Below are 747 nucleotides of genomic sequence, written 5' to 3'. Positions count from 1 at the left end.
GGCCCAGGCGCTTCTGGAGCGAGGTTATGAACTCGTCACCGGGGGCACTGACAATCACATGCTGATCCTTGATCTTCGGGACAGGCCGCTGTCAGGCAAAGCCTATGCGGAGCGCTTATCGCGTGCAGGTATCATTGCGAATTTCAATATGGTCCCGGGCGACCGGCGGCATCCTGCGCTGACAAGCGGCATCCGCTTAGGGACACCAGCGGTGACGTCCATGGGCATGCGCGAGACGGAGATGGTGCAGATCGCCGCTTTCATCGACTCGGTCTGCCGCCAGCCCGATGACCAGGAAGTTCATGCGAGCGTACGAAGAGACGCTGCCGACTTCTGCACTGCGTTCGATGTTCCCGGCATCCCCGACCGATAAGCCACCCCAATCCAGAAACTCCTCACCTAACTCCAGCACTTGAAGCGAGGGCATTTTTATGACCAGGCAGTTCGTGTTCACTTCCGAATCCGTCGGCGCGGGACACCCCGATAAGATGGCAGACAACATCTCCGATGCCATTCTCGATGCGGTCCTGCGCACCGATCCGAAGGCGCGCGTCGCCTGTGAAGTGTTGGTGAAGACGGGGATGGTCGTTGTGGCTGGCGAGATCACCAGCCATGCCCAGATCGATTACAGCCAAGTCGCCCGCGATACGATACTCGATATTGGCTACGACGACGATGCGATCGGCTTTGATGGTCGACGTTGCGCCGTCGTTCTGGCCCTCACCGAGCAGTCGCCCGACATAAGCC

Annotated in this window: 1 protein-coding gene and 1 pseudogene; both read left to right on the top strand. The window is 59.6% G+C overall.

Annotated elements, in window-relative coordinates; all coding sequences use genetic code 11:
- Positions 1 to 373 (top strand): annotated as a pseudogene (gene glyA / locus EOA85_RS36520) (serine hydroxymethyltransferase); the annotation flags it as partial.
- A gap of 58 nt (positions 374 to 431) precedes the next feature.
- The coding region (locus tag EOA85_RS36515; protein ID WP_281033841.1) for an S-adenosylmethionine synthetase N-terminal domain-containing protein at positions 432 to 747 on the top strand (316 nt) is incomplete at its 3' end.

The organism is Mesorhizobium sp. M5C.F.Ca.IN.020.29.1.1, from assembly GCF_003997375.1.
GTDB lineage: Bacteria > Pseudomonadota > Alphaproteobacteria > Rhizobiales > Rhizobiaceae > Mesorhizobium > Mesorhizobium wenxiniae.
This window is presented reverse-complemented; position numbering and strand designations above follow the sequence as displayed.